This window comes from Amycolatopsis kentuckyensis, from assembly GCF_002155975.1.
Lineage (GTDB): Bacteria > Actinomycetota > Actinomycetes > Mycobacteriales > Pseudonocardiaceae > Amycolatopsis > Amycolatopsis kentuckyensis.
In genome coordinates, this window is record NZ_MUMI01000051.1 from 24,210 (window position 1) to 30,371 (window position 6,162).

Below are 6,162 nucleotides of genomic sequence, written 5' to 3' on the forward strand. Positions count from 1 at the left end.
GCCTTATAGAGCGTCCGTGCCGCGCTCGCCGGTCCGTACCCGGATGACGGTCTCCACGGGCGTCACCCACACCTTGCCGTCACCGATCTTGCCGGTGTGCGCGGCCGTGGTGATGGCCTCGAGGACCTTCTCCACGTTGGTGTCGTCGGTGACGACCTCGACCTTCAGCTTGGCCACGAAGTCCACCGAGTACTCCGCACCGCGGTAGACCTCGGTGTGGCCCTTCTGCCGGCCGTAGCCCTGGACCTCGCTGACCGTCATGCCCAGCACGCCCAGCTGCTCCAGCGCGGAGCGGACGTCGTCGAGCGTGAACGGCTTGACAATCGCCGTGATGAGCTTCATGCCTTGCTCTCCTCGAGTTTCGCGGTGCCGGTGGCGGACTTGACCGGGATCGTCGTCGGCTGGCCGATGCCGCCGCTGGATCCGGTGAAGTCGTACGCGCTCTCCGCGTGCTGGGCCTCGTCGATGCCGCTGATCTCGTCCTCGGTGCTGACGCGGAAGCCGCCGGCCTTCTTGATCACGAAGCCGATGATGAAGGACAGCACGAAGGAGTACGCGAGCACCGCACCGGCGGCCGCCGCCTGACGACCCAGCTGGGTGAACCCGCCGCCGTAGAACAGGCCGTCCGCACCGAGCGCGTTGACGCTGGTGGTGCCGAAGAAGCCGATCAGCAGCGTGCCGACGATGCCGCCGACCAGGTGGACGCCCACGACGTCGAGCGAGTCGTCGAAGCCGAACTTGAACTTGAGCGAGATGGCCAGCGCGCAGACCGCACCGGCGATGAGGCCGATCGCGATGGCCCCGAGCGGGCTCACGAAACCACACGCCGGGGTGATCGCGACCAGGCCGGCGACCGCACCGGAAGCCGCGCCGAGGGTGGTCGGCTTGCCGAACTTGATCTGCTCGATGAGCAGCCAGCCGAGGACGGCGGCGGCGGTGGCGACGGTGGTGTTGGTGAACGCCACGGCGGCGAGGTCGTTGGCGGCCAGCGCCGAACCGGCGTTGAAGCCGTACCAGCCGAACCACAGCAGGGACGCGCCGAGGAGCACGAACGGCACGTTGTGCGGACGCCCGGTGTCCTTCGGCCAGCCCTTGCGCTTGCCGAGCACGATCGCCAGCGCGAGACCCGCGGCACCGGCGTTGATGTGGACCGCGGTACCACCGGCGAAGTCGAGTGCCTTGAGGTTGTTCGCGATCCAGCCGCCGACGGCGTTCTCGCCGATGAAGCCGTTGAAGGAGAACACCCAGTGCGCGACCGGGAAGTACACGACCGTCACCCAGACGACGACGAACAGCGTCCAGCCCCAGAACTTCGCGCGGTCGGCGATGGCGCCGGAGATCAGCGCGGGCGTGATGATCGCGAACATCAGCTGGAACATCACGAAGGCGAGGACGGGCAGGCCGTCCGAGCCGGGCCAGGCGACCGCCGGCGAGGTGTCGGTCGCGGCGACCGCGAAGCCGGCGAGCTTCCCGAAGGTGTTCTCGAGGCCGGCGAAGTGGAAGTTGCCGAGGAAGCCGCCGAAGGCGTCATCGCCGAACGACATCGAGAAGCCGTACAGGGCCCACAGCACCCCCACGACGGCCAACGCGATGAAGTTCATCATCAGCATGTTCAAGACGCTCTTCGCGCGGACCATGCCGCCATAGAAGAACGCCAGTCCTGGGGTCATGAGCATGACCAGCGCGGCGCTGGCCAATACCCATGCGGTGTCTCCTGCGTTCAGCACATCGTCCTCCCGTGCCCTGGGTTGGTGCGTTGGCAGTTTTGGCTTGCGGTGTTTCACGGGGCGGCTCGTGAGGTTTCGCCCGCGTGAACTGTCCGCGCCCGGTTGTTACGGCCAGGTTTCCCCAGACCCCTCCTCCGGTGTCCGGTTGCGAAACGTCGTGGTCGAATATCCCCATGACACCGGCCGACCACGGGAATGACCCACTGCCACCCCCGGTCGTCGCGGCCCTGCGGTGTTCGGTGTGCGGTGACCCGATCGGCGCAGCGGGACGCACGCTGCGTTGCGGAAACCGCCACTCATTCGATCTAGCGCGGCAGGGTTACGTGAACCTGTTGCACGCGCGAATCCCGGCCGGGACGGCGGACACGGCACCGATGGTCGCGGCCCGCGCGGACTTCCTCGCGTCGGGCGCCTACGAGCCCCTTGCCGACGAGCTGGCCCGCGTCTGCGCGGAGGCCGGCGGGCTCGTCGTCGACGCCGGTGCGGGCACGGGGTACTACCTCGCGCGGGTGCTGGAGGCCTCGGACGCGTTCGGCCTCGCGCTGGACGTCTCGGCGGTCGCGCTGCGCCGGGCGGCGCGGGCGCACCCGCGGCTGGGCGCGGCGGTGTGGAACCTGTGGGAGCCGTGGCCGGTCGGCGACGGCGTCGCGTCGGTGGTGCTGAACGTCTTCGCGCCGCGCAACGGGCCGGAGTTCCACCGCGTGCTGCGGCCCGGCGGCCTGCTCGTCGTCGCCGCGCCCGCCCCGGACCACCTCCGCGAGCTGGGCGACCTGGTCCTGGCCGTCGACGAGCGCAAGGACGAGCGCCTGGACGCCACCCTCGGCGAGTACTTCACCCGCACGGACCGCACCGGGGTCCGGCGCGAGGTGGAGCTGACGCCGCGGCAGGTGCGCCAGGCGGTCGAGATGGGTCCCGCCGGGTTCCACCTGGACCGGGACGGCCGCCGGGAGCGCCTCGCCGCGCTGCAGGAGCCGCAGGTGGTGACGGTGTCGTTCACGGTCTCCACCTACCGGCGGCGCTGAGTCTGGAAGGGTGAAGGGGTGAAGCCCGACTGGACCGCGCCCGCGACCCGGCTCGCGGACGCGGAGTGGGTGCGGGCCCGCATCGGCGGCGCCGCGAAGCTGTACGGCTGCGCGCGGCCCGAGGTGCTCGGGACGATCTGGTGGTACTCGCTGTCGTCGGTCCTCGTGGCCCCGGCCGTGGAAGGCCTGCTGGCCGGGACGCCGGTCGATCCGTCCCTGAACGCCGTGGAGCTCGACCTCGTCGCCGACGGGCGGTTCCTCGGCGCCCGGTCCACCCGTCCCCTCGACGGCGGGCTCCCCGAGCTGGGCGCCGCGCTCGCCGGCGCCCTCGGCACCGCGATCGGCACCATCGCCGCCGTCAGCGGGGCCCGGGAACGCGCTCTCGGCGCGATCGCCACCGACTCGATCGGCAACCGGCTGCTGTGGACGCCCGATCCGGAGCGCGCGATGACCCTCGCCGGGCCCCTGGTCGCCGCGATCGGCCTGGGCCTGCCGAAGCCGCGCTTCGTACGCGTCGGCCGCACCCCCGCCGTACGGCGTGCTTCGTGCTGCCTGATCTACGAAGTCGGCAACCCCAAGTGCGTGAGCTGCCCGCGTCAGACGCCCGAAGAGCGCGAAGCACGCCTTCGCGCCGCCTTGGGCTAGAACACCGCCAGCTCGAGCGCGGCGAGCCGCGCCGGGTCGGCGATGACCTCGATGCCGGTGATGCGGTCGCCGTCGACCTGGAACGCGAGGACCACCGCCAGCCGCCCCTCGCGCACCATGAGCAGGCCGGGGGCGCCGTCGACCAGGGCGAGTTCGCTGGCGCGGGCCCGCTCGGACGCCAGGATCGCGCCGCGGCGGACGCTCTCGACGCCGCGCAGCACGATCGGCGCCGGGCTCGGGCCGGCGAACCGGTCGGCGTGCAGCACCACGTCCGGGTCGAGCAGGGACAGGAGTGCCTCGAAGTCGCCGCCGCGGGAGGCCGCCAGGAAGGCTTCGACGACCTTGCGGCGCCGGGGCAGGTCGGCGTCGGTCGTGGTCCCGCCCTTGACCCGGCGGCGGGCGCGGCTCGCGAGCTGCCGGGTGGCGGCCGGGGTCTTGCCGATCACCGGCGCGATCTCGTCGAAGGGCACCGCGAACATGTCGTGCAGCACGAACGCGACGCGCTCGGCCGGGCCCAGCGCGTCGAGGACCACCAGCAGCGCCAGCCCGACAGTGTCGGCCAGCTCGGCCTCCTGCCCGGGGTCGCGGCGGTCGTCGTCCGGCTCGGGCTGCCCGTCGAGGGGCTCCTCGCGGTGGTTGCGGCGCGTGCGCAGCAGGGACAGGCAGACCCGGGCGACCACGGTGGTCAGCCAGGCGGGGATGTTGTCGATCTCGGCGGCGTCGGTGCGATGGAACCGCAGCCAGGCCTCCTGGACGGCGTCGTCGGCTTCGGCCGCCGAGCCCAGCATCCGGTAGGCGACCGCGCGCAGCCGCGGCCGCTCCCGCTCGAACCGCTCGGTCAGCGTGTCCACTGTGTCCCGTTCCTTCCGCCGTTCGTAGCAGTAGACCCTGCCGCGGGGGCGGATGTGACCGGAATGGAGGTGATCTGGGTCATCCGGCAGCGGCGCGCAGGACGTCGGCCAGCAGGGCCGCGGGCTCCGGCATCGGCCCCGGGAGGCGCGCCAGCACCACTCGCCGCCGCTCGGACGGCCCGCCGCGGACCTCCAGCACCCGTACCCCCGGCGGCACGGCCTCGGCCAGCGAAGCGGGCAACGTCGTCAGCCCGCAGCCGGCGGCGACCAGGTTCAGCTTCGCCAGCCAGTCGCGGGCGGTGTGGGCGATCTCGGGCCGCTCATCGAGCCCCGGCCAGACCCCCATCAGCGTCTCCTCGCCCGACGGCGGCCCGGCGATCCAGCGCTGCCCCCGCAGGTCCGCGACGTCGACCGGGCCGGCACCGGCCAGCGGGTGGCCCGCGGGCACGGCGAGGCGGAGGCTGCGCTCGGCGAGCGTCTCCAGGCGCAGCGCCGGCGTCTCGACGTCCGGCGGGCGGAACGGCGGGACCGAGCCGAGCACGGCCAGATCGACGGTGCCCGCGCGCAGCGCCCGGACGAGGACCGGCGTCGTGCCCTCCCGGGTGACCACGGTGACGCCGGGGTGCGTGCGCCGCAGTTCGGCGACGGCGCGGGGCACCAGCACCGCGCCCGCGCTGGGGAACCAGCCCAGGCGAACCGTCCCGGCGTCGGCGGGCAGCCCGGCCAGCTCGCGCCCGGCGGCGTCGATCTCGCCGAGCACCGCGATGGCCCGGCGCAGCACGACGGCCCCGGCGGCGGTGAGGCGGACGCCGTCGGGGCGCCGCTCCAGCACGGGCGTCCGCGCCACCCGTTCGAGGGACGCGATCTGCCGCGACACCGCGGACTGCGTGTAGCCGAGCGCCGCCGCGGCCGCCGTCAGGGTGCCGCGTTCGGCGACCTCGCGGAACACGCGCAGGGCGACCAGGGAGACGTCACCGAAGTCCATGACGTTCACGCATACCAGGGTTGCCTGATTCTCGCTTTTCGCATGCCCCGGCCGGACCTAGCGTGGCCGGTATGACACGCATCGCCGTGGTGACCGGGGCCAACCAGGGCCTCGGCTTCGCCCTCGTCCGCGGGCTCGCCGCCCGCCTCGCTCCCGAAGACCTCGTCCTGCTGACCGGCCGCGACGCCGGCCGGGTGGCCGCGGCGGCCGCCGACGTCGCCGCCGATCCGGCGACGCGCAGCCGGGTCGAAGGGCGCGTCCTCGACGTCTCCGACTTCGCTGCCGTCGCCCGCTTCGCCGTACCGGCCGACATCGTGATTTCGAACGCCGTCGGCCCGCTCGACCCGGGCCGCCCGCAGGCCGAGCAGGCGGACGTCTTCCTCGACGTCGCGAACGGCGGCACCCACGCGGTGCTGCGGTCGTTCGGGCCGGTCCTGCGGCCGGGCGGGCGGCTGCTCGTCGTGGCCAGCTCGCTGGGCACCCTGGGCCACCTGCCCGAACCGCTGCGGCCGCGCTTCGACGGCGTCTCGCTGGACGAGGTGGAGAAGGCGGTCGAGGACTGGCGCGCGGCGATCCACGACGGCACGGCGCCGGCGGCGGGCTGGCCGGAGTGGATCAACGTGCCGTCGAAGGTGGCCCAGGTCGCGGCGGTGCGCGCGGTGGCGGCCGAGCGCCGGGACCGCGACCTCGCCGACGGAACTCTGGTGGCGGCGGTCTGCCCGGGCCTGGTGGACACGCGCGCGTCGCGGCCGTGGTTCAGCGACTTCAGCCAGGCCCGGACGCCTGACGAGGCGGCGCGGGCGGTGCTGGACCAGGTGTTCGCCGAGGTGGATCCGGCGACCTACGGCGAGCTGGTGCGGTTCGGGCGGGTGCTGCCGTGGCGGAGCGGGAGCCCGGTTCACAGCACGCAGAACTCGTTGCCCTCCGGATCC

At 73.3% G+C, this 6,162-nt stretch carries 7 protein-coding genes; 3 read left to right on the forward strand and 4 right to left on the reverse strand.

Annotated elements, in window-relative coordinates; genetic code table 11:
- Positions 1-3: 3 nt before the first annotated feature.
- Entirely contained in the window at positions 4-342 is a 339-nt protein-coding gene (locus CCN39_RS05365; protein WP_013223833.1) for a P-II family nitrogen regulator, read from the reverse strand.
- Positions 339-1,727: an ammonium transporter gene (locus CCN39_RS05370; RefSeq protein WP_167454983.1), complete on the reverse strand. Its 1,389-nt coding sequence runs from the start codon at positions 1,725-1,727 to the stop codon at positions 339-341. The genes CCN39_RS05365 and CCN39_RS05370 overlap by 4 nt, the downstream gene beginning before the upstream one ends.
- Before the next feature lie 173 nt (positions 1,728-1,900).
- Between CCN39_RS05370 and CCN39_RS05375 the strand changes: the two genes are divergently transcribed.
- Together CCN39_RS05375 and CCN39_RS05380 are read left to right on the forward strand one after the other, a co-directional pair.
- A complete protein-coding gene (locus CCN39_RS05375; protein ID WP_341867696.1) occupies positions 1,901-2,749 on the forward strand; it encodes a putative RNA methyltransferase in 849 nt (282 codons plus the stop codon).
- A gap of 18 nt (positions 2,750-2,767) precedes the next feature.
- The gene (locus CCN39_RS05380) at positions 2,768-3,394 is read left to right on the forward strand and encodes a (2Fe-2S)-binding protein (RefSeq protein WP_086838941.1); all 627 of its coding nucleotides are present in this window, start codon (positions 2,768-2,770) and stop codon (positions 3,392-3,394) included.
- Here the strand turns inward: CCN39_RS05380 and CCN39_RS05385 are convergent.
- Both CCN39_RS05385 and CCN39_RS05390 read right to left on the reverse strand, forming a co-directional pair.
- Positions 3,391-4,245 (reverse strand): sigma-70 family RNA polymerase sigma factor, encoded by an 855-nt coding sequence (locus CCN39_RS05385; protein WP_086838943.1) that lies wholly within the window; start codon positions 4,243-4,245, stop codon positions 3,391-3,393. The two genes, CCN39_RS05380 and CCN39_RS05385, sit on opposite strands and share 4 nt — an antisense overlap.
- 79 nt (positions 4,246-4,324) lie before the next feature.
- Positions 4,325-5,230 (reverse strand): LysR family transcriptional regulator, encoded by a 906-nt coding sequence (locus CCN39_RS05390; RefSeq protein ID WP_208630147.1) that lies wholly within the window; start codon positions 5,228-5,230, stop codon positions 4,325-4,327.
- 71 nt (positions 5,231-5,301) lie between these two features.
- On the opposite strand from CCN39_RS05390, the gene CCN39_RS05395 reads away from it, so the two are divergent.
- A partial coding sequence (locus tag CCN39_RS05395; RefSeq protein WP_086838947.1) for a Rossmann-fold NAD(P)-binding domain-containing protein occupies positions 5,302-6,162 on the forward strand: 861 nt, incomplete at its 3' end.

What these genes read in the sequence shown, in the direction of transcription:
- CCN39_RS05365 (WP_013223833.1), bottom strand. Translation starts at nt 342, where the DNA reads ATGAAGCTCATCACGGCGATTGTCAAGCCGTTCACGCTCGACGACGTC.
- CCN39_RS05375 (WP_341867696.1), top strand. Translation starts at nt 1,901, where the DNA reads ATGACACCGGCCGACCACGGGAATGACCCACTGCCACCCCCGGTCGTC.
- CCN39_RS05390 (WP_208630147.1), bottom strand. Translation starts at nt 5,230, where the DNA reads ATGGACTTCGGTGACGTCTCCCTGGTCGCCCTGCGCGTGTTCCGCGAG.